The following is a 19,844-nucleotide window of genomic DNA, read 5'->3' as shown; positions in this document are numbered from 1 at the left end:
AGAGTCATGAAACTGAGAACGATTGTGCTGGCTTCGGTGTTCGCGCTCGCCGCGTGCGGTAGCCCGGAGGCGGCCACCAACGCCCCGGCGAACCAGCCGGGCGGCGTCAACATCACCGCTAACCAGAACCGCGTCCGGGCGCAGAAAGTCGACGCGATCGCCGCGCTCGTTCCCGCCGACATCCGCTCCCGCGGCACGCTGGTGGCCGGGACGACGGGCAACGGCACCCCGCCGCTGTCGTTCCGCGCCGACGACGACAAGACGGTGATCGGAGTCGAGCCGGACCTCGCGCAGCTGGTGGCCGACGTGCTCGGTCTGAAGCTCGAACTGCAGGCCTCGTCCTGGGAGAACCTGTTCCTCTCGGTGGAGAACCGCCAGTTCGACGCCGGGTTCTCGAACATCACGGTGACCGAGGAGCGCAAGGACAAGTACGACTTCGCGACCTACCGCAAGGACACGATCGCGTTCGAGGTCAAGAACGAGAAGAACATCGCGGTCAAGGAGGCGAAGGACATCGCCGGGCTCACCGTCGGTGTCGGCGCGGGGACCAACCAGGAGCAGATCCTGCTGCGCTGGGACCAGCAGAACAAGACGGCCGGGCTGGCCCCGGTGAAGTTCCAGTACTACCAGGCGACCTCCGACTACTACCTGGCCCTGCAGTCGGGCCGGATCGACGCCTACGTCGGCCCGAACCCGACGTCGGCCTACCACGTGGCGGTCGAGGGCAAGACGAAGATCGTCGGCACGGTCTCCGGTGGCGGCACGATCCAGGCCGACATCGCGGCGATGACGAAGAAGGGCAACGGCTTCGTCAAGGCGCTGCAGGAGGCCTTGGACACGGTGATCAAAAACGGTCAGTACGCGGAGGTGCTCAAGCGCTGGAACCTGGTGTCGGAGGCATTGCCGGCGTCGGAGGTCAACCCTCAGGGCCTGCCCCGCAAGTAGCTCTCCGTTGGTTCACCGGTTCCAGTGCTCGGCGAGCAGGTGGTAGGACCGGACGCGGTCGGCGTGGTCGTGGGTGATCGTGGTGATGACGAGCTCGTCGGCGCCGGTCGCCTCCTGCAGCTGCCGCAGCCGGGCCGCCACCGTGGCCGGTGAGCCGGTGAACTGGGTGTCCACGCGGTCGGCGACCAGCGCGCGGTCCTCGTCGGTCCAGGCATGGGCGGCTGCTTCTTCCGGGGTGGGGAACGGGATCGCGCCCTCGGCGCGGCGGATGCTGCGGACCCACAAGCCGTAACCCGCAGCCAGTTCGCGGGCGGTGGCGTCGTCCTCCGCGACGACCACGTCCGCGGACACCGCGACATAGGGTTTCCGGAGCGCGTCGGAGGGCCGGAAGGCCTTCCGGTAGGCGTCGACGGCATCGAGCACGCTCGACGGGCTGACGTGGTAGTTCGCGGCGAACCGCAGCGAGTTGCGGCCGGCCACGGACGCGCTCTGCCCGCCGCTGCTGCCGAGGATCCAGAGCTGTGCTCGGGTGCCTTCGCCGGGCACGGCGTGGGCATCGACGCCGTCGCCGGAGCGGTAGGTGCCGGCGAGCAATGCGAGGATGTCGTCGACCTGTTCGCCGTAGTCGGGGGACTCGGCGCCGGGCTGCTGCAGCAGCCCGAAGGTCACGCCGATCCGCGCGGATCGGGCCAGGCCGCTGAAGTCCGGCTTCGGCGGGATCAACAGGCCGTTGGCGGCTTGGGTGGGCGAAGTGGGCCGGGCGGCCGCGGCGGCGTATTCGCGGACCAGCTGCTTGCCGCTGCGCCCGAGGCCGAGGTCGAGCCGCCCGGGGTGCAACGCTTCGATGAGGCCGAACTCCTCGACCGTGGCCAGCGGCGTGCGGTGGGCGAGCTGGACGCCGGCGGACCCGAGCCGGATGCGTTCGGTGGCGCCCGCGACGAGAGCGATCAGCACCGGCGGGGATGCGCCGGCGACACCCGGGTTGAGGTGGTGCTCGGCGAACCAGTAGCGCTGGTAGCCGAACCGTTCGGCCTGCCGGGCGAGGTCGACGGTGTTGCGGACGGCTTCGGTGACCGTTGAGCCGGAGCTGATCGGGACGAGGTCCAAGACGGAGAGCGGGACTTCGGGCATGAGCGAACCTTTCAGGCGGGCCACGGCGGAGCGGGGATCTCGCGACGCAGCGCGGGAGCGACGTCGGACTGGAACAGTTCGAGGGCGTCCCGGTGCTGGCGGGTGGTGAGGCCGTCGCGGTCGGCGTGCAGGTGCATGACCTGATGCCCGAGTTCCTTGCGGTAGCGCAGCACCTTGTCGATGATCTGCGCCGGGCTGCCGACCAGGGCCGAGCTGCGCTCGACGAAGTCCTCGAGCGTGGTGAACACCGGCTCCAGGCCGAGCTTCGTCTGCATGGCCAGCCGGCTCTCGAAAATCGGCCGGTAGGTCGCCAGTGCCTCCTGTGAGGTCCGGGCGACGTGGAAGCCTGCGGTGCCGGCGCCGACGAGCGCGGCCGCCGGGTCGTGGCCGTGGTGGGCCCAGCGTTCGCGGTAGTGCCGGACCAGCTCGGCGTAGGGCTCGAGGGGGTTGGTGACGTTCGCCGAGAACAGCGGGTCACCCCACCGCGCGGCGAGGTCCACGGAATCGCGGCTCGTCGCGCTGCCGTGCCACACGCGGATCGGCTGCTGCAGCGGCCGCGGCCAGACCTCGGCGTCGGCCAGCGACGGGCGGAAGCGTCCCGACCAGGTCACCTTGTCTTCCCGCCACAGCCGCCGGAACAGCTCGTACCCCTCGGCGTTGCGGTCCCACTGGTCGTCCGGCGTGACGTGGAAGAGCTCGCGCTGGGCGGCGCCGTTGCCTTTGCCGATGATCAGCTCGAGCCGGCCGCCGGAGAGGTTGTCCAGCGTCGAGTAGTCCTCGAACGCCCGCACCGGGTCGAGCAGGCTGAGTGTGGTGACGGCGGTGAACAACCGGATCCGGGACGTCCGGGCGGCGATGTGGCTCAGCACCACCGGCGGCGACGACGAAATGAACGGGCGCTCGTGGCGCTCGCCGACGCCGTAGCCGTCGAAGCCCAGCTCTTCGGCGAGTTCCGCGTTGGCGACGACGTCGCGCAGTCGTGCGTGAGCAGGCGCGAGGACGCCCGTGACGGCGTCGGGAACGTGCGTGATGAGGGTGATCAACAGGAACTTCATGCCGTGCGCACCCCTTCCGGCGCTTCGGGTACTCCACAGCTATCCCGAATCCCGCCGCCATCGCACCCGTGCTCAGGATGTGGAAATGCGTTCACCTTCCGGGTCGTTCGTGCCCCAGGAGTCGAAGTAGACGGTGCTTGCCAGGTCCGGGCGTGCGGCGGCGCGGAAATCGCGCTGGGTGGTGTGGGCGACGGCAAGCAGGCTGATCTGGGTGACGTCGGCGGGGATGCCGAGCGCGGCGGAGACGTCGGCTTCGTGGTCTTGGAGGTGGTAGCCGCAGATCGAGCTGCCGAGGCCCCGGGAGCGCAGGGCGAGCTGGAAGCTCCAGATGGCCGGGTAGGCGGAGCCGAAGTAGGCGGACTGGGAGAACGCGTCGGCCGGTGGGCGGCCGATCATGCAGGGGATCGCCAGCACCGGCACGCGTTCGAGGTTGCGGACGAGGTACTGGGCGGACTCCAGCGCGCGCCTCTCGACGAGGTGGCCGTACTTCGCCCACGACGCTTCAGCGGTCGCGCGGGTGTAGCGGGCGATCTCGGCTTTCGTGTCGGCGTCGCGGACGAGAAGCCAGCGGAACTGCGCCGCCATGCTGCCCGCCGCCGGCGCTTGCTGGGCGATGCGGAGGCAGTCGTTCAGGACGTCCTGCGGGACGTCGCGGGTCAGGTCGAGCTTGCGGCGGACGGATCGGGTGGTCGTGAGCACGGTGTCGGCATCCATACTTACAGCGTATGCATACACTGTAAGTATGTCTCTGAATCGAGAGAAGATCCTTGATGCGGCTTTGCGGCTGGCCGACGAGCAGGGACTGGCGGCGCTGTCGATGCGCAAGGTCGCGTCGGCTGTCGGTGTCGAGGCGATGTCGCTCTACAACCACGTGACGAACAAGGGTGACCTGCTGGACGGCCTCACCGCGCGCGCTTTCGAGGAAGTGGCGCTCCCGGACCCCGCCTTGCCCTGGGACGCACGGCTGCGCTCGCTGGCCGAAGGACTGCACGCGAGCTTCACGCGGCATCCGGTCGTCGTCCGGGCGCTCGCCGCGCAGGACGCCAACCCGCGCTCGGCGGGGGCCCTGCGGGTGATCGACGCGCTCCTGCGTGCCCTGCTCGACGCGGGCTTGGACGAGAACGCCGCGGCGCGGGCCTACCGGTCGCTGCTGGGCATGCTGTTCGGCTCGGTGCTCACCGGGACGACCGGGGCCGGTGTGAAGGCCGAGCGGGCCGAGCCGGTGAGCGCGTGGTTCCGGCGGATGGTGACGGCCGGGGAACTGCCTAGCCTGCACCGCGTGCTCCCGGCGTTGGCGGCAGGCGACTGCGTTCAGGATTTCGAGTACCAGCTCGACCTGCTCGTCAGCGGGCTCACCCGCTGAGCGTCGCCGCGTAGTCGTACAGGGTCACGCGGTCGGGGAGCTTCGTCTTCGTCATCAAGCTCGACACGTGCTTTTCCACCGTCTTCGGGGAAATCAGCAGGCGCCGGGCGATGTCGGTGTTGCCGAGGCGGTGGACCAGCAGCCGGAAGACGTCGTACTCCCGCACCGTGACACCGGCGTCGCGCAGCTCGCGCGGGAGGCGGTGGAGGCCCGGGCGGCGTTGCCGCACGGCTTCGCCGGCGCGGCGCAGCAGAGAGCGGCACGCTCCGGCGACGACGGGGACCGCCGCTTCGTGGAAGTACTCCTCGGCCGCTCGCAACCACGGGACCGGGTCGCCCCAGCCGTCGGCCAGCGCCGCTTCGGCGACCAGGCGAGCGCCGAGGTGCGTGGCCATCCGGTACGGGTACGCCGCATCCCGGGCCTCCTTCGCCGCGGTTTCCGCGCCGGCGGTGTCGCCGTGACGGCCATGCGACACGGCCTGCGCCAGCACGGTGAACTGCCGGTTCCAGCGCAGGCGGCTCGCGGGAGCCGCGGCCGCCGCGGCCAGCTCATCCGGGCCGAGATCACCGGCGAGGACGTCCAGCAGCAGCGCCAGCCCGTGCTGTCCGGCCAGCGGCGACGCGCCGGCTTCGCGGGCCGCCTTCAGGTCGCGCCGGGCCCGGTCGCGATCCTCTTCGAGCAAGGCGCAGACGGCCTGCGCCAGCCCGAGGCTCAACGCGAGGTCCGGGTGGTGGTCACCGCGATGGGCGCGCACCTCGGCGATCGCCTCCGTCATGCTCGCGCGGTCGGCCTGGTGAGCGGCGCACACCGCCCGGAGGACGGCGTGTCCCGGATCGACTGGGGCACGACCACCGGGTTTCCTTGTCAGCCGCTGCTCGGCGGCGCGGTACTCGCCGCCGAGGACGGGGCCGTACAGGGTGATCGCGACGTCGGCCACGTGGGCCGCCGCCACCGAGCCGCCGCGTTCGGCCTGCTGCCGGGCCAGGACCAGGCCGCCGGTGTCCCCCTCGGTCAGCGCTTCCTGCTCGCCCAGCCGTACCAGGACGTGCGTGCGCCACAACGGCATCCGGTGCGTCTCCGTCAGCCGGCGAGCCCGATCCAGGTGGCCGCGCGCCTCGTCCGGGTCCCGCTCGCGGGCCAGCGTGCCCAGCGCCAGCAACGCCTGGCAGGCGACGACCGGGTCGTCGTGCCGCTCCGCCTGCGCGAGTGCGGCTGTGGCCAGAGCCGCTGCTTCGCCCGCGCGGCCGGGTCTGTCGAGCAGCAGGAGGGCGTGCGCGGCGTCGACCGCCGGCCGCTGCCGGTCCGGCCCCGGCCGGGCGCGGGCCGCGGTCACCTGGGCGAGGCCGTCGTCGTGGCGGCCGGCCAGGCAGGCCGCCCAGGCCAGCCCGGCGTGCAGGACCGCGGCCCGGTCGAACACCCCGACCTCGGAGAACCGCGCGGCCAAGGCGAACGCGCGGTCGGTCTGGCCGGTTTCGCCGAGGGCGTGGATGAGCGCTTCCAGGACAGTGGCGCGCAGCGGCAGGTCCGGGCTTTCGGTCAGCAGGGCGTCGGCGCGGTCGAGCAGCGTGACCGCGGTGCCCGCTGCCGCTGTCTCGAGTGCACGCTGCCCGGCGTCGGCGAAGAGCCGTCCGGCCGCGGCGCGGTCGCCCGCCAGCCGACGCAGTTCGGCGACCCGGGCGCACCAGTCGCCGGGCAGGCCGGGGTGCGCCTGTTCGGCCGCGTCAGCGGCCAGCCGGGCCAGTTCCGCCCGTCGCGCCGGGCCGAGCTGCGCGAGGACCGCTTCCGCCGTCAGCGGGTGCCCGAACGCGTACCAGCCGATCGCCGCCGGGTCCGGCTCGACGAGCTGCGCGTTGATCGCGGCGTCGAGGAACGCCGCCACGGTCCGGTCGTCGGCCTCGGCTGCGCGCTGCACCACCGGCGCGGCGAAGCGAGGGCCGAGCACCGCCGCGACGGCCAGCAGCACGGCGCCGTCGGGGCCGAGGCGGGCCATCCGGATCGCGACGCTGCTCGCCAGCGCGGCGGGAACGCTGCCCGCATCGGCCACGGACCAGCAATTTTCCCGTTCGGCCAGCACCCCGTCCCGGACCAGCTCGTGCAGCAGCTCCTCGACCACAAACGGGATCCCGGCGCTGAGCTGCGCCAGGTGCGTGGCGGTCTCGGCCGGGACCCGCGTGCGGTCCGTCTCCAGGCACGCCGTGACGAGCTCGTGCACGGCGCCGGGGCCGAGCGGGTGCAGCGTGCGCACTGCGCAGGCGCCGCGGCGGGCCGCGGAACGGGCGATGTCGCGGGCGCCCGAGACGCCGTCGCGGATCGTGCCGATCAGCAGGACGCGGGCCGACTCCAGGTTGTTGACCAGGTACTCCAGGACGAACAGTGTCTCCGCATCGGCGTGGTGCAGGTCGTCGAGGACCAGCACGACGCCGCCGGCCCGGCCGACCACGGCCAGCAGCCGGAGCACCGCCTCGGCGACCACCAGCAACGGCGGCGCCGGATCGTCGCCGCTGCCGCCGCGCCAGTCGGGCACGAGCACACCCAGCGCCGACAGGTACGGGCCGAGCTCGGCGACATCGACCGGCTCGGCGTCCCTGGTCAGCGACAGCAGCGCCTCGGCCAGCGGCCGGAACGGCACGACCGGGCCGACCGCGCTGCCCTGCCCACGCAGCACCCGGGCGCCGCGGCCGGCGGCCCTCTTCGCCGCTTCACGGGCGAGGCGGGACTTGCCGATCCCGCTCTCCCCGGCGAGGAAGACCGCGCCGCTGCGCCCGGCCAGCGCGTCGTCGAACGCGCCGGCCAGCTCGCGCAGCTCCCCGTCCCGGCCGACCAGCTCGGGCGAGCGGATCAGCATGCCGGGAAAAGCGCAAGATCATCGGAATAATCGCATTCACCCATCGAATTGCTCCCCCAGCTATCCGGCCCCCTCGACGGAGATACACGACAACCCCGGCGACGCCAAGCCGGACCGGATACTGGAATTCGCGGCCAGGGTTCTGATAAGGGCATGGGGCGGGTTCCCCCAGGTTTCCGATCCGCCCCGGAGACGGCGGCAAGATCGTGAATCGTCCGTTCGGGGGTTGACACCGGAGGGTCCCGCCCGTGGATCGTGACCCGGCCGCACCGGTGGTGCAGGCCATTGCCCGCTGTGCGGGATTCTCGCAGCTCAGCCGGACTTCAGCGGACCGTGTCGGGGAACCCGGAGAAAGTTGGGGGAGCGGCCCCCATGGCGCGGCGGGGCCCGTCATGGGCAGACTGGCGAACGCCGCGGCTGGGGTGAAGTGAACCGGGGCACTGGGGTGCCACGACGGAATCGGCGTGGGCTCGTTCCGGCGGGTTCCGGATCGGTGGCCACCCTTTCGTGAGAACGATCGGGCATTTCGTTCCTGAACAGGACAAATTCCTTCACGCCGGGCCGTCCATGGCCGCGGCACGGCAGAATGCGGGGAAACAAGTGGGTGTGCACGAAATCAGCAGAGTCGGCGTGGTCGGCTCGGGCACGATGGGCGCGGGCATCGCCGAGCTGTGCGCCACCAGGGGCCTCGACGTCCGGCTGGCGGTCTCGCGGGAGGCGTCACTGACGTCGGCCCCGGCGCGGATCGCCGCGTCGCTCGGCCGCCGGGTCGAGAAAGGGAAGCTGACCGCCGCCGAGCGCGACGCCGCTCTCGCGCGGATCAGCGTCGGTACGGACCTGGCCGAACTGGGCGACCGCGACCTGGTCGTCGAGGCGATCCCCGAAGACGAGCAGCTCAAGCTCGGGCTGTTCGCCACACTGGACAAGATCGCCGGCGACGGCACGATCCTGGCCAGCACGACGTCGGCGATCGCGATCACCCGGCTCGCCGCCGCGACGGCGCGCCCCGAGCGCGTGCTCGGCCTGCACTTCTTCAACCCCGTCACGGCGTTGCGGCTGGTCGAGATCGTCCCGGCGCCGGCCACGGCCGCCGACGTGACCGAGCGCGTGACGGCCTTCGCGGAGCACACCCTGGACCGGCAGCCGGTGACCGTCGCCGACCAGAGCGGTTTCGTCGTCAACGCCCTGCTGATCCCGTACCTCCTTTCCGCGATCCGCATGGTCGACACCGGCTACTGCCCGGCCGACCAGGTCGACCTGGCCATGGAGCTGGGCTGCGCGCACCCGATGGGCCCGCTGCGGCTGGCCGACCTGATCGGCCTCGACGTCGTCGCCGCGATCGCGAACGCGCTGCACGAGGAGTTCAAACAGCCGCTCTACGCGGCACCGCCGTCACTTTCCCGGCTGGTCGAGGCCGGCCACCTCGGCCGCAAGACCGGCCGCGGCTTCCACACCTACTGAGCTCGAGGAGAACCCGTGCACTCGTTCCTGAACATCAAGAAGTCCGCCCGGATCAGTGACGACTTCTGGGACGTCACCGACAAGGCCGGCCTGTTCGACGTCGTCGTCGCCGGACTCGGCGACGGCCGCCACCGCGCGCTGGCCGACGGCCACGAGTTCGTCAACATGTCGTCCTACTCCTACCTCGGTCTCGACACGCACCCGAAGCTGGTGCGGGCCGCCGCCGACGCCGTGCTCGCCGAAGGAGCGCTCAACACCTCGACGTCCCGGATGCGCGTCCGCTTCGGGGCGCTGAAGGACGCCGAGGCGGCACTGTCCGAACTGTTCGACGTCGAAGCCGTGACGCTCAACTCGTGCGCCGCCGCCGCGTGGGCGGCGCTGCCGCTGGTCGCCTCCGGGATCTTCACCGAAGGTGAGCCGCCGCTGATGGTGTTCGACAAGAACGCACACTTCTGCCTCAACGCGATGAAGCCGAGCGTCGCCGACGAAACCGAAGTCGCGGTGGTGCCGCACAACGACGTAGAAGCGCTCGAAGCGCTGTGCAAGCAGCACAAGCGAGTTGCCTACGTCGCCGACGGCGTTTACAGCACCGGCGGCCAGGCCCCGGTCAAGGAACTCCTGGCCCTGCAGGAGAAGTACGGTCTGTTCCTGGTCTTCGACGAGGCCCACGGCATCTCGACGGTCGGCCACCGCGGCCGCGGCGTCGTCCTCGAGGAACTCGGGCAGATCAACGACCGTACGATCATCATCACCTCGCTCAACAAGGGGTTCGGCGCCTCCGGCGGCGCGATCTTCCTCGGCAAGCGCGGCTCCCAGTGGCGGCTGGACACCGCGCAGCGCAACGGCGGCCCGCTGATGTGGTCGCAGCGGATCAACACCGCGGGCCTCGGCGGCCTGCTCGCCTCCGCCGAGCTGCACCGCACCGACGAGCTGACCGCGTTGCAGCAGCGGCTGCAAGACAACATCGCGCTCTTCGACCGCCTGGTGGAGACCGGCGAACGCGGCGACGGCCTGCCGATCCGGTTCGTCCGCGTGGGATCGGAGGACGCGACCGTCCGGCTCGCCCAGGACCTCTTCCGCAACGGCTTCTACGTCTCGCCGATCTTCTTCCCGATCATCGGCCGCGGCAAGGCCGGCCTGCGGATCATGCTGCGTGCCAGCATGACCACCGCCGAGATCGAGCAGTTCGCCGGCCTGCTCACCTCGTGGGGTGCCCAGGCATGACCGCGTTGCTGTCGCGCGTCGACGTCGGATCCGACACGTTCCGCCGCAACACCGAAGACTTCGACGCCAACCGGGACGTCATCGCCGCGGCCCGGGCCGCGGCGATCGCCGGGGGCACCGAGAAGTCCCACCGCAAGCACACCGCCCGCGGCAAGCTGACCGCGCGGCAGCGGATCGCGCGGCTGCTGGACCCCGGCACGCCGCTGCTGGAGGTCGGCCAGCTCGCCGCGCACGACGTCTACGACGAGCCCGTACCTTCGGCCGCGCTGGTCGTGGGGGTGGGGATCGTCGCCGGACGACCGTTCATGGTCTTCGCCAACGACGCCACGGTCAAGGGCGGCACGTACTTCCCGCTCGGCGTCCGCAAGCACCTGCGCGGCCAGAAGATCGCCCGGGAGAACGGCCTCGGCTGCATCTACCTCGTCGACTCCGGCGGAGTGTTCCTGCCGCTGCAGGAGGACCTCTTCCCCGACGAAGATCACCTCGGCCGGATCTTCCGCAACATCGCCGAGCTGTCCGCCGAAGGACTCCCGCAGCTGGCGGCGGTGATGGGTTCGTGCACCGCCGGGGGCGCGTACATCCCGGCGATGTGCGACGAGACGGTGATGGTCCGCGGCACGGGCACGGTGTTCCTCGGTGGCCCGCAGCTGGTGCGCGCGGCGACCGGCGAGATCGTCGACGCGGAGACGCTCGGCGGCGCCGACCTGCACACCCGCGTCACCGGCGTCGCCGACCACCTCGCCGAGACCGATGACCACGCCCTCGACATCCTGCGCGACCTCGCCGCGCGGAGCCCGCGGCCGCCGCTGGCGTCGCCGTCCCGGCCGCCGCGGCCGCCGAAGTACGACCCGGCCGAGCTGGCGGGCATCGTCAGCGCCGGGCTCAAGGAGCACGTCCCGGCGCGCGAGATCCTCGCGCGGCTGCTCGACGACAGCGAGCTCACCGAGTACCGCGCCCGCTTCGGCCCGACGATCGTCTGCGGGACCGGGCACATCGGCGGCTACCCGGTCGGTGTGCTGATCAACGACGGTGTCCTGTTTTCCGAGAGCGCGCAGAAGGCAGCGAACTTCATCGAGGTGTGCGCGCAGCGGGACATCCCGCTGCTGTTCCTGCACAACATCAACGGGTTCATGGTCGGCGCCGAGTACGAGGCCGGCGGGATCACCAAGCACGGCGCCAAGCTCGTCAACGCCGTCTCGTGCGCGAAGGTGCCGAAGTTCAGCCTGGTCGTGGGTGGCAGCTACGGCGCGGGCAACTTCGCGATGTGCGGGCGGTCGATGGGCTCGCAGCTGATGGCGATGTGGCCGAGCGCCCGGTCCACGGTCGTCGGCGCGGAGCAGACGGCCAAGGTGATGACGCTGATCCGCGCCGACCAGCTCGCCAAGGAGGGCCGCGAGCTGACGGCCGAGGAGGAGGCGGCGATCCGCGAGCCGATCCTCGCCTCCTACGAACGTCAGGCGCAGCCGCTGTACTACGCGGCCCGCCTGTGGGTCGACGCCGTCGTCGACCCGGTCGAGACGCGGGACTGGCTGACGTTGTGCCTGGCCATGGCCGCCGACGCACCGAAGCGGGAGACCCGCTTCGGGGTCTTCAGGATGTGAGGGGACGATGCCGAAACGTGTGCTGATCGCCAATCGCGGGGAGATCGCCCGCCGGATCGCGCGCACCTGCCGCCGGCTGGGCGTCGACCACGTGGCCGTGTATTCGGACGCCGACTCCGGCGCGGCCCACCTGGACGGTGCGGTCGAGTCCGTCCACATCGGACCGTCGGCGGCGCGGGAGAGCTACCTCGACATCGACGCGGTCGTCGAGGCCGCCTTGCGGACCGACTGCGACGCCGTGCACCCCGGGTACGGTTTCCTGTCGGAGAACCCGGAGTTCGCGGCTCGGGTCACCGAGGCCGGTCTCGTGTTCATCGGACCGGCCGCCGCGACGATCGAAGCGATGGGGGACAAGGCTCGCGCGAGGGAGCTGATGGCCGCGGCCGGCGTCCCGGTGCTCCCGGGATCGGAGCAGGCGACCGAATCGGCGGACGTCCTGCTCGCCGACGCCCGCCGGATCGGGTATCCGGTGATCCTCAAGCCGGTCGCCGGAGGCGGCGGCAAGGGCATGCGCGTCGTGCACACCGAGGCCGAGCTGCCCGAGGCCGTCGAGGAGGCGGTCCGGCTGGGGCGGGCGGGCTTCGGCGACGGCCGGCTGCTGGCCGAGCGCTACGTCGCCGCGCCTCGCCACATCGAAGTCCAGATCTTCGGGGACGACCACGGAAACGTCGTCCACCTCCTCGAGCGCGAGTGCTCCCTGCAGCGGCGGCACCAGAAGATCGTCGAGGAGTCTCCGGCTCCGCACCTCACGGCGACGACGCGGCACGCCCTGCTGCAGGCGGCGGTCCGCGGCGCGACCGCGCTCGGCTACGTCGGGGCGGGGACGTTCGAGTTCATCCTCGACGGCGACGGGCGGTTCTTCTTCCTCGAGGTCAACACCCGGCTGCAGGTCGAGCACCCGGTGACCGAGGAGATCACCGGGCTCGACCTCGTCGAATGGCAGCTGCTCGTCGCCGACGGCGAGCCGCTCCCGCTGCCGCAGTGGCGGATCCGGGCCACCGGGCACGCGATCGAGTGCCGCGTCTACGCCGAGGACCCCGGACACGGGTTCCGGCCCGCGCCCGGGCGCGCCGAGGTGGTCCGGTGGCCGGCGGAGGTCCGCGTCGAGGCCGCGTTCGACGAATCCGGCACGGTGCCGGGCTTCTACGACCCGATGGTCGCGAAGCTCGTCGTCGCCGGACCGGACCGCGCCACGGCGCTCGACCGCCTCCGCACGGCGGTCGACGAGACCACCGTCATCGGCCTGACCACGAACCTCGGCTTCCTCGCCGAGCTGCTGGCCGAACCGCGGGTCGCCGAGGGACGGGTGGACACCCACCTGGTCGACGCCGTCACCGCCCGCCCCGTCCGGCACTGCCGGGAGGCACAGGCACTCGCATGCGCGGTGGCGATGGCGGTGCCGGAACGCGACCCCGCGGCCTCGCCGTGGACCGGCACGCTCGGCGCGTTCGACCGCGCCGCGCTCGACCCGGACGCGCCGCTCGGCCGGGTCGTCCTGCGCCACGACGGCCGTGACCGCGAAGCCCGGCTGCTGGCCCGCGACCGGGCCGGACTGCACGTCGAAGCCGACGGCCGCCGGTTCGCCGTCCTCACCGAACGCGGGCCGGACGGGCTGGTCCGCGGCCGCGTCGGGACCACCCGCTGGACAGGCTTGCCCACCGCGGACGGCTACGAGATCGTCCTCGGCGGCCACCGCGTCGCCCTGGCGCGCCGCACCTTCGACGAAGGCGGCGGCGACACCTCCGACGGCGCGGTGCGCACGCCGATGCCGGGGGTCGTCGTCGGCGTGGCGTGTGCACCCGGGGCCCGGGTCGAAACGGGGGAGCTGCTGGTGGTCGTCGAGGCGATGAAGATGGAGAACCGCATCGTCGCGCCGTTCGCCGGGACCGTCGACCGGCTTTCCTGCGCCCTCAACGCAACCGTCACCGCCGACCAGGTCCTGGTCACCCTGAAGCCGTGAAGGAGACACCCATGCCCGAAACCCTGCTGTTCGTCGGCGGCGCCCGGCCGCTGAGCTTCAGCCTCGACATGGCGGCCGAGGCACTGGCCCAAGCGGCGGCCCGCGGCCTGCGCGTGCACGTCACCAACACCGCCGAGATCCTCGCCGCGACCGAAGACGTCGTCGGGAAGGCGTCGACGGCATCCACTGTGGACGTTCTCAAGCCCGGCGAGTCCGCCGCGTGGGCGAAGGCGCAGGACGAGCACTTCGACGCCGTCTACGCGCTCCAAGAGCTGGCGCAGGTCGCCGTCGCCGAAACCGCCGAGGCCGTCGGCGCTCCGGGCAACCCGCCCGAGGCCGTCCACCGCGTCCGGACCAAGGACGCGTGCCGGGAGGCATTGGCCGCCGCCGGGTTCCCGCAGCCGGTCGTGCGGCTGTGCGCGGACGAAGCCGCGGCGGAAGCGTTCCTGGGCGAGCACGCCGGGCCGTGGATCGTGAAACCGCGCGACGCGATGGGCAGCACCGGCGTCAGCCTGGTGACCGAGCCCGCGCAGCTGCCGGCGGCGATCGCGCTGCTGCCGGACGCGAAGCCGTTCCTCGTCGAACAGTTCGTCGAGGGGCCGGAGTTCAGCGTCGAAGGCGTGTTCCTCGGCGGCGAGCCGAAGATCCTCGCCGTCACCGCGAAGGAGAAGGTGCCGCCGCCGTTCTTCGTCGAGACCGGGCACGTGTTGCCCGCGCCGCTGCCGGAGGCTCGGCGCCGGGAGATCGAAGCGCAGGTCACGAGCGCGTTGAAGACGCTCGGGCTGCGCGTCGGCGGCTTCCACGTCGAGCTGTGGCTCACCGCGGGCGGCGTCGTGCTCGGCGAGGTGCACGGCCGCTTCGGCGGCGACTGGATCCACCGCATGCTCGCCCACGCCATCCCCGGTCTCGAGCTGTACGGCCTCGTCTTCGACGACATGCTCGGCCGTCCGGTCACCGACGTCCCGCTGACGCCGAGCCGCGGCGCGGCCGTCCGGTACCTGACGCCGCCGCCCGGCCGGGTCGCCGCCGTCGAAGGCTGGGACGAAGTGCTCGCGCACCCCGCCGTCCTGTACGCGGAGCTGGGCGTGCAGGCCGGGGACGAAATCAAGCCCCTGCACCGGTCCGGCGACCGCGTCGGCCTGATCGTCGTCGGCGCCGACACCCCCGAAGCGGCGAGCGAGCTGGCCGCCGACCTCGTGGGCTCGGTGAAGTTCGTGCCCGCCGCCGAACCCGACCGCCTGCCGGGCCTGTGGGCCCTGAGCTGACATCGAGGACGACATGACCGACATCGGCATTCTCAGCACCGGCTCCTACCTGCCCGACCGCGTTGTGCCCAATGCCGAGATCGCCTCGGCGGCCGGTGTCGACGCGGCGTGGATCGAACGCAAGACCGGCATCCGCGAACGGCGGCACGCCGCGCCCGGGCAGGCCACCTCCAACCTCGCGGCGATCGCGGCCGACCGGGCGCTGCTCGCCGCGGGCCTGAGCCCGGACGACGTCGACCACATCGTCGTCGCGACCTCCACCCCGGACCACCCGCAACCGGCCACGGCCAGCCTCGTCCAGCACCTCATCGGCGCCCGCGCGGCATCGGCCGTCGACGTCAACGCGGTGTGCAGCGGATTCGTCTACGCCCTGGCGATGGCCCAGGGCCTGGTGCGCGACGGCGGGTACGCGCTGGTGATCGGCGCCGACATCTACTCCCGCATCCTGGACGTGCGTGACCGCAGGACCGCGATCCTGTTCGGTGACGGAGCGGGGGCGGTCGTGCTCGGCCCAGTTCCGGCGGGAGGGGGCGTCATCGGCACGCGGCTGCGCGGACACGGCGACGCCCACCGGCTCATCGGCGTCCGCGCGGGCGGCAGCCGCGTCCCGGCGTCGGTGCGCTCGGTCACCGGCGGCGAGCACTTCTTCCGCATGGACGGGCGAGGCGTGCGCGAATTCGTCAACGGGCACGTCCCCGGCGCGATCGCCCGGACCTTGCGGGAAAGCAGCCTGCCTGCCACCGCCGTCGACCATCTCGTGCCGCACCAGGCCAACGGAGTCATGCTGCGCGAACTCGCGGGCGCGCTCGACCTGCCGAACGCGCGGTTGCACCTGACCGTCGCGGAATTCGCCAACACTGGCGCGGCGTCCGTGCCGATCACCCTCGACGCCGCCCACCGATCCGGCGCGCTGCGGGCCGGGGACGTCGTGCTGCTGGCCGGATTCGGCGGCGGAATGAATCTCGGCGTCAGCCTCTGCCGCTGGACCACCGCGCCCCCGCGTCCCGAAGCGGGCGCCGAAGGCCGCGCCGCCGCCCTGTCCCACCGCTGAGAAAGGCCATCCCATGCCCGCGCTCCTGCCCCGCGGCGGACCACCCCGGCTCCTGGCCGTGGCGACGCTGGTCACCATGACCGGCTACGGCGTTTACCTGACCGCCGGCGTCCTGTACTTCACCCGCGTCGTCCAGTTGCCCGCCGGCCAGGTCGGCGCCGGCCTGACCATCGCAGGGGCGGTGTCGCTCGCGGCCGGGATCCCGTTCGGCCACCTCGCCGACCGCCACGGCGCCCGCAGCGTCTACGCGCTGACGCTGGTGCTCGGCGCGATCTCGATGGCGGGATTGTGCCTGGCCCAGGACTTCTGGACGTTCGTGGCTTTCGCGAGCCTCGGCGCGGCGGCCCAGACGGCCGGGCCCGCCGCCCGCAGCCCGCTGGTGCAGGAGTACGGCGGCGACCGGCCCGCCGAGTTCCGCGGTTACCTGCGCTCGGTGACCAACCTCGGGATCGCGGTGGGCGCGTTGCTGGCGGGCTGGGGCGTCGCGGCCGACACGCGCAACGCGTACCTGCTGCTCATCGGCGGCAGCGCGTTGTCGTACGCGGCGAGTACGGCGATCGTGCTGTTCCTGCCCGCGGTCCCGCCGAAACCGGCCGGCGCGGGACCTCGGTGGGTCGCGCTGCGCGACCGCCCGTACCTGGTGCTGACGCTGCTGGACGGCGTGATGGCGATCCAGTACCGGGTGCTGACCGCGGCGGTCCCGCTGTGGCTGGTCGCCCGGACCACCGCGCCGAACTGGACCATTTCCGGAGTGATGGTGGTCAACACCGTGATCGTCGTGTTTTTCCAGGTGCGGGCGAGCCGCCGGATCGACACGACCCACGCGGGAGCGGTGGCGTTCCGTCGCGCAGGGTTCGCGTTCTTAGCCGCCTGCGTGGCGATCGCGGCGATGGCGGGCGCGCCGACGTGGCTGGCTCTCGTACTCCTGCTGGCCGCGGTGGTCGTGCACACGATCGGCGAACTCTGGCAGGCGGCGGGCGGCTTCGAGCTGTCGTTCACGCTGGCGCCCCCGCACGCGGTCGGCCAGTACCAAGGCCTATTCGGGATGGGACTGGGACTCGGCGTGACGCTGGGGCCGGCGGTGCTGATCGCCCTGTGCATCACCTGGGGTACCCCGGGCTGGTTCGTGATCGGCGGGATCTTCGCCGCGACCGGTTTGGCCGTACCGGCGGTCGTCCGCTGGGCCGAGCGCTCGCGTGACCTCGCGCTGCAACGTCAAGCTGCCTGAGCCTTTTCGCTTGCGTGTCAGAGCTTGTCTGAGTAATGCCAGGGGATGAGACTCCAGTTCGCGCAGTGGGACGGCCTTCAGCGCGCGGCTGATTTCGGCTTCGACGACACATCCGTTCCCCGGCTGGAGGGCGTCGCGGCCGATCGTGCGTCGCGGATCGTGGTGCTCTCGCAGGGGTCGGTGGTCGAAGAGGGTTCTTCGGTGGTGAGCGCGCCGACGCACCCCTACACCCGGCAGCTGCTCGTGGCGGCGCCGAGCATGACGAGCGCGGTGCGCCCGGCCGCACCGGCCGCCGAGCCGCTGGTTTCCGTCTGGGACCTCGCGAAGACGTTCGACGGTGGCATCCGCGCGGTTGACGGGATCTCGTTCGACATCCCCGCGGTCAGACGCTCGCGCTGGTCGGCGAGTCGGGCTCGGGCAAGTCCACCACGGTTCAGGATCAGATCCTGCGGCTGCTGGGCGACCTGCAGTCCTCGCTGGGCCTCTCGTATCTGTCCATCTCCCACGACCTGGCCGTGGTCCGGCAGCTCGCGGACCACGTCGGAGTCAGGCGTGAGGGCTCGCTGGTGGAGCTCGACCCGGCCGCCCGAGTACTGGAGATGCCGAATTCCGGATACACGAAGGAGCTGCCGGCCGCGATTCCCGGGCGTTCGGCGCTGAGTTCTACGAGAAGGTGATCCACTGCGAGGTGAGCAGAACGAGCCCGAGCGAGCACGCCGCCACCACGACCAGGCCCAGCGCGGCGACGATCAGTGGGCGGAAGCCACTACGCGCCATCTGACGGAGGTCGAAGTTCAGGCCGACGCCGGCGAAGCACAGGAGGAACGCCCACTTGGACAGGTTGCCGAGGCTGGTGACCTCGGCCTTGGTGAACAGGTGGGCGGTGGTCAGGGCCGAGACGGCGATGAAGCCGAGCACGAACTTGGGGAAGGTGCGCCACACGAACAGGGCGCGCTCCTTCGGCCCGCTCGCGACGGCCTTGCCGCCGCGGGTGGACCAGTAGGCAGCGTAGCCGAGGACGACGAGGCCGATCAGCGCGTTGCGGGTGCTCTTCACCGCCACCGCGACGTCCTGGGCGTGCGGGGAGTAGGCGGCGCCGGTCGCGGTGGTCTCGGCCGTGTTGTCCACGGCGAGGCCCGCCCAGAGCCCGAACTGGGTGTCGGACAGGTCGAGAGCGTGCCCGATGATCGGGAAAGTGAACAGGGCGACGGCGCCGAGCGCGAGGATGGCCGCGATGGCGTAGCCGGAGTCCTCGTCGTCGGCGTCGATGGAGCCGCGTCCGGCGATGATGGCCGAAACGCCGCAGATCGACGTGCCGATCGCCAGCAACGACGACAGTTTCCCGCCGAGCCCGAATAGCCTGCCCACCAGCAGGATCACGGTCGTGGCGACAACCATGTCCACGAGGATCAGGCCGAGGCTCAGACCGCCGAGCTTGAGCAGGTCGCCGAGCACGAACCGGGCGCCGAGCAGGACGATGCCGATCTTCAGCCAGAACTCGTAGGTGGCGGCTCCGGGCCGGAACACGGCCGGGACGCCGATGGTGTTGCGGATGATCAGCCCGAGGATGATCGCCCACAGCACGTATTCGAGGTCGGGCAGCGCGGTGCCAGTCGCTTTGCCGATGCTGCGGATGCCGTTCTGGGCAAGGGTTCCCACGATCCCCACCGCGACGAGCAGCAGGAGGCCAGGGACGTAGCGCAGGACGGGAGTGCGGTCAGCCCGCGTCGCTCGGCGGCGGTGGTCATTTGACGAGGAAGGGGATCGCCGGCAGCACGCCGAGCGCCGCCAGGAGCACGAATACGGCCGCGACCGCCACCGCGGCCCAGTCTGCGCTGATCCGTGGAGCCGGTTTGCCCGAATCGGAGGTCATGACTTCAGGACCGTAGGCCCTGATGCGCCGTGAGGACAGAGCAGCGCGAGCTCGTCCAATACGTGGGACTCCAGCTTCCCAGGTTCAAGATCTCACGGGTTGGCTCCCCGTGCCCCGATCCGGCCCATGTGGGCGTAGCCCTATTCGCAGCGGGTGCAGCACTTCGGCCGAACTCGAGCCGAACGGTGTCACGGAGTATTCGACGTGCGGAAGTCCTTGCGGACGTCTGCTCTTCAGTCGAGAAGCGGCCTTCGACGCGTCAAAAGATCACCGGATGTGCCGAGAGTGTCCGGTTGATCAGTACGTCCGCGGCCAGGTGGAGTTTCATCGTCCGTTTGGCAATTTGTCGGATTTACTTCGTGGTACGGATCTTATTTCGGCCGCCGTCTTTGTGGGTCGCACTCGTGTTACATGTCAATCGGGTGATCTCGAAACTTGGGAGGCGGTGATGGTGCCGGCGTGGTCGAGCGGCGGATAGTTGCAGGTAGCAGCCTTTTTTCGGGATCAAACGCGTCATTGGTGGTACAGATTTGGCAGAAGGGTGAACTGCTTGGCGGGAACTGTTTGCTGCTGGGTGACGACCTTTTGCCGGTCTTCCCGATGATTTGCGGTGATGCTCCGTTTGGCGGTACGAGCCCCATCTCGGTTGGGTAACGTGAATGGCGAATCCGATTGTTGGGGGATCACGGACCGCTGGGGCGACCTGCTTTCCCGTTCGAAGAGCCGAGGTCATCACGGACTTGTCGTGGCGACGGCTCGGTGTCGACAGTCACGTGTGGCTGTCGATTCGGAACGGGTTTCAGCTCGCTCGTGCGCTTCTGGTTCGAGAAAGGATCTTGGGT

Annotated in this window: 16 protein-coding genes; 9 read left to right on the top strand and 7 right to left on the bottom strand. The window is 71.2% G+C overall.

The features are described from left to right. The first annotated feature begins 6 nt into the window (after positions 1-6). Complete coding sequence (locus tag ACZ61C_RS29310) at positions 7-945, top strand: ABC transporter substrate-binding protein (RefSeq protein ID WP_465311063.1); 939 nt, start codon at positions 7-9, stop codon at positions 943-945. Between the two features lie 12 nt (positions 946-957). Here ACZ61C_RS29310 and ACZ61C_RS29305 read toward each other — a convergent pair whose 3' ends face one another. The 3 genes from ACZ61C_RS29305 to ACZ61C_RS29295 form a co-directional block, all read right to left on the bottom strand. After that, the gene (locus ACZ61C_RS29305; RefSeq protein WP_465311062.1) at positions 958-2,076 is read right to left on the bottom strand and encodes an LLM class flavin-dependent oxidoreductase; all 1,119 of its coding nucleotides are present in this window, start codon (positions 2,074-2,076) and stop codon (positions 958-960) included. Between the two features lie 11 nt (positions 2,077-2,087). Beyond that, positions 2,088-3,131: an LLM class flavin-dependent oxidoreductase gene (locus tag ACZ61C_RS29300; protein ID WP_465311061.1), complete on the bottom strand. Its 1,044-nt coding sequence runs from the start codon at positions 3,129-3,131 to the stop codon at positions 2,088-2,090. A 72-nt stretch (positions 3,132-3,203) separates the two neighbouring features. Then, positions 3,204-3,845, bottom strand: a complete 642-nt coding sequence (locus tag ACZ61C_RS29295) for a nitroreductase family protein (protein WP_465311060.1) — start codon at positions 3,843-3,845, stop codon at positions 3,204-3,206. Positions 3,846-3,873: 28 nt separating this feature from the next. On the opposite strand from ACZ61C_RS29295, the gene ACZ61C_RS29290 reads away from it, so the two are divergent. Continuing rightward, positions 3,874-4,494, top strand: a complete 621-nt coding sequence (locus tag ACZ61C_RS29290) for a TetR/AcrR family transcriptional regulator C-terminal domain-containing protein (RefSeq protein ID WP_465311059.1) — start codon at positions 3,874-3,876, stop codon at positions 4,492-4,494. Here ACZ61C_RS29290 and ACZ61C_RS29285 read toward each other — a convergent pair. Further along, complete coding sequence (locus ACZ61C_RS29285; RefSeq protein ID WP_465311058.1) at positions 4,484-7,339, bottom strand: helix-turn-helix transcriptional regulator; 2,856 nt, start codon at positions 7,337-7,339, stop codon at positions 4,484-4,486. The genes ACZ61C_RS29290 and ACZ61C_RS29285 overlap by 11 nt on opposite strands. Positions 7,340-7,945: 606 nt before the next feature. Between ACZ61C_RS29285 and ACZ61C_RS29280 the strand changes: the two genes are divergently transcribed. Genes ACZ61C_RS29280 through ACZ61C_RS29250 form a run of 7 tightly spaced genes read left to right on the top strand, consistent with a single transcriptional unit; the run spans position 7,946 to position 17,129 of the window. Then, positions 7,946-8,800: a 3-hydroxybutyryl-CoA dehydrogenase gene (locus ACZ61C_RS29280; protein WP_465311151.1), complete on the top strand. Its 855-nt coding sequence runs from the start codon at positions 7,946-7,948 to the stop codon at positions 8,798-8,800. Positions 8,801-8,815: 15 nt separating this feature from the next. Next, a complete protein-coding gene (locus ACZ61C_RS29275) occupies positions 8,816-10,024 on the top strand; it encodes an 8-amino-7-oxononanoate synthase family protein (protein ID WP_465311057.1) in 1,209 nt (402 codons plus the stop codon). Further along, positions 10,021-11,625: a carboxyl transferase domain-containing protein gene (locus ACZ61C_RS29270; RefSeq protein ID WP_465311056.1), complete on the top strand. Its 1,605-nt coding sequence runs from the start codon at positions 10,021-10,023 to the stop codon at positions 11,623-11,625. The genes ACZ61C_RS29275 and ACZ61C_RS29270 overlap by 4 nt, the downstream gene beginning before the upstream one ends. A 7-nt stretch (positions 11,626-11,632) precedes the next feature. Further along, positions 11,633-13,585 carry an acetyl/propionyl/methylcrotonyl-CoA carboxylase subunit alpha gene (locus ACZ61C_RS29265; protein ID WP_465311055.1) on the top strand — a complete coding sequence of 651 codons (1,953 nt, stop codon included), beginning with the start codon at positions 11,633-11,635 and terminating at the stop codon, positions 13,583-13,585. Between the two features lie 11 nt (positions 13,586-13,596). Beyond that, positions 13,597-14,850 (top strand): ATP-grasp domain-containing protein, encoded by a 1,254-nt coding sequence (locus tag ACZ61C_RS29260; RefSeq protein WP_465311054.1) that lies wholly within the window; start codon positions 13,597-13,599, stop codon positions 14,848-14,850. A gap of 13 nt (positions 14,851-14,863) precedes the next feature. Continuing rightward, complete coding sequence (locus tag ACZ61C_RS29255; RefSeq protein ID WP_465311053.1) at positions 14,864-15,901, top strand: 3-oxoacyl-ACP synthase III family protein; 1,038 nt, start codon at positions 14,864-14,866, stop codon at positions 15,899-15,901. A 13-nt stretch (positions 15,902-15,914) separates the two neighbouring features. After that, positions 15,915-17,129 carry an MFS transporter gene (locus ACZ61C_RS29250; protein ID WP_465311052.1) on the top strand — a complete coding sequence of 405 codons (1,215 nt, stop codon included), beginning with the start codon at positions 15,915-15,917 and terminating at the stop codon, positions 17,127-17,129. A 224-nt stretch (positions 17,130-17,353) separates the two neighbouring features. Here the strand turns inward: ACZ61C_RS29250 and ACZ61C_RS29245 are convergent, their stop codons facing one another. From ACZ61C_RS29245 to ACZ61C_RS29235, 3 genes are all read right to left on the bottom strand, one after another. Next, positions 17,354-17,668: a hypothetical protein gene (locus ACZ61C_RS29245; protein ID WP_465311051.1), complete on the bottom strand. Its 315-nt coding sequence runs from the start codon at positions 17,666-17,668 to the stop codon at positions 17,354-17,356. Positions 17,669-17,792: 124 nt separating this feature from the next. Beyond that, the gene (locus tag ACZ61C_RS29240; RefSeq protein WP_465311150.1) at positions 17,793-18,809 is read right to left on the bottom strand and encodes a YeiH family protein; all 1,017 of its coding nucleotides are present in this window, start codon (positions 18,807-18,809) and stop codon (positions 17,793-17,795) included. A 64-nt stretch (positions 18,810-18,873) separates the two neighbouring features. Then, the gene (locus ACZ61C_RS29235; RefSeq protein WP_465311050.1) at positions 18,874-19,002 is read right to left on the bottom strand and encodes a hypothetical protein; all 129 of its coding nucleotides are present in this window, start codon (positions 19,000-19,002) and stop codon (positions 18,874-18,876) included. Positions 19,003-19,844 lie beyond the last annotated feature (842 nt).

Source organism: Amycolatopsis sp. NPDC104587 (assembly GCF_055583645.1).
Note: the sequence above shows the minus strand (reverse complement) of the source record. Positions and strands in the feature narration are given on the sequence as shown.